This window comes from Nocardia sp. NPDC058497 (assembly GCF_042720195.1).
Lineage (GTDB): Bacteria > Actinomycetota > Actinomycetes > Mycobacteriales > Mycobacteriaceae > Nocardia.
In genome coordinates this window covers 1-2,360 of record NZ_JBHXMY010000762.1, presented here as the reverse complement: position 1 = coordinate 2,360, position 2,360 = coordinate 1, and the positions used below count along the sequence as shown (strand labels likewise).

Genomic DNA, 2,360 nt, shown 5'->3' with positions numbered 1-2,360 from the left:
GATTCACGGCAGGCGGGTGACGGTCGGTGGGTGCTGCACGCCGAAGGTGTGCTCACGGCGGGTGCGGTGGTGGCTGATTTCGACCTGACCTCGTGGCCTCCGGCCGGCGCGCAGCCGTTGCCGATCGACGGTGTGTACGACGAGCTGCTCGATATCGGTTACGGGTACGGCCCGTTCTTCCAAGGTTTGCGGGCGGCTTGGCATCGTGGTGACGAGTTGTTCGCCGAGGTCGCACTGTCGGATCCGGGGGACGCCGAGGGCTTCGGAATTCATCCCGCGCTGTTCGATTCTGCTTTGCATGCCGGGATAATTCATGGTCTTCGTGGCGGTGGGAGTGGTGCCCCTGCGCTGCCTTTCGCTTGGAACCAGGTGGTGTTGTTCTCGGCTGGCGCTGCCGTAGTGCGGGTGCGCATCGAGATGCAGGGCGATCGGTTCGCTGTGCAGATTGCCGATGAGCAGGGCCAACCTGTTCTGTCGGTGGGCGCCTTGGTTTCTCGGCCGGTGTCGGCTGAACGGCTCGGCGCGGGCCGGGTGTCGGAGGCCCTTTTCGGCGTGCAGTGGGTCACTGTTCCGTTGTCGTCGGCGATGGGCGTCGAGCCGGGTCGAGTGGCGGTACTCGGTTCTGGTCAGGGTTCCGGTGCGGTGCGGCGCTATGGTGATCTCGCGGCGTTGATCGCCGATCTGGACGCGACTCCCGACCCGGTTGTCCCTGAGATCGTGTTGCTCGAGTGCCCGCACCACGATGGTGCGCCGCCGGAGGCCGCGCGGCACGTCGCAGCCGGTGTTCTCGACACTGTTCAGCGGTGGCTGGCCGATTCTCGTTTCGCCGATTCTCGTTTGGTTGTGCTCACCCGGCAAGCCGTGTCCACTGCCGATGCGGAGCGGGTGGATCTGGGGCAAGCGCCGGTATGGGGGCTGTTGCGTGCCGCGCAGGCTGAACACCCGAGTCGATTCCAGCTCCTCGATCTGGATCAGGATCACGACCCGATCGCTGTCGCGACCGCGGCGGCAGCCGGGGAACCGGAGGGCGCGCTCCACGGGGCGAATCTGCTCGTGCCGCGGCTGACCCGCCACGCACCCGGCACGATCGCGCGGCTGTCGAAGTCCGGCACTGTGCTGATCACCGGTGGCACCGGTGGCCTGGGTGCGGTGATCGCCCGGCATCTGGTGACCGAACACGGTGTGGGGCATCTGCTTCTGACATCCCGGCGTGGACCGGATGCCGCCGACGCGGCTGAATTGTGTGCGGAGCTGGTCGAGCTCGGTGCGCGGGTGACCATCGCCGCGTGCGATGTCTCCGATCGGCTGGCGCTGGCGGCATTGCTCGACACCATTTCCGGCCAGCATCCGCTGGTAGGCGTGGTGCACGCGGCCGGAACCGCCGACAACGGGCTGATCGAGTCGATGACGCCGGACCGGATCGACCAGGTGTTCGGGCCCAAGGTCGATGCGGCGTGGCATCTGCACGAACTCACCCTCGACCACGCGTTGTCGCTGTTCGTCCTGTTGTCATCGGCGGGTGGATTGGTGCTGGCCGCCGGCCAAGCCAACTACGCTGCCGCGAACGTCTTCCTCGATTCTCTCGCCGCGCATCGTCACCGCCTGGGACTACCCGCGACCTCCCTCGATTACGGGATGTGGGCGAGATCGACCGCGCTCGGCGCCGAGCTGTCCGAGGACGCCGTCGACTGGATGCGCAGGCAGGGCTACCCGCCGCTGACCGAGGCCGACGGTCTGGCGCTGTTCGACTCCGCGATAGCGACCGATACCGCCCAGCTGGTGGCGCTGAGGATCGACCCGGCCGTGCTTCGAACCAGAGGCGAGCAGATCCCGGCCCTGGTCCGCGCGATCGCACCGATTCCGGTGCGCCGCCACAGTCGAAGCCGAACAGGTCAGGCATTCGCGCAAAAGCTGGCTGGTCTGTCCGATACCGCTCGCAAGAGCGCCCTGCTCGACCTCGTCCGATCGGTTGCCGCCGACATCCTCGGGCACGCCTCGGTCGATGCTGTGGAACCCCGGCAAGCGTTCCAGCAGCTCGGGTTCGATTCTCTGGGCGCTGTCGAGTTCCGCAACAAGCTCAACGCCGCGACGGGTCTGCAACTGCCGGCCACTCTCCTCTTCGATTACCCGAACGCCCAGATCGTCGCCGAGTTCATCGATTCTCGAGTCACCGGTACCGGTGCTGTCGACGAGCTCGTGACCAGCCGGGTTCGAGCCGACGACGAGCCGATCGCGGTGGTGGCGATGAGCTGCCGCTATCCGGGTGGTGTCGCCTCGCCCGAAGACCTGTGGAATCTGGTCACCTCGGGTATCGACACCACCGGTGAGATGCCGATGGATCGCGGCTGGGACATCGACGG

General features: G+C 66.8%; 1 protein-coding gene. It reads left to right on the top strand.

The features are described 5' to 3' along the window. Nucleotides 1-30 precede the first annotated feature (30 nt). Nucleotides 31-2,360, top strand: a 2,330-nt coding sequence (locus ACFWPJ_RS30605; protein WP_378856661.1) for an SDR family NAD(P)-dependent oxidoreductase, incomplete at its 3' end; no start/stop codon positions are given.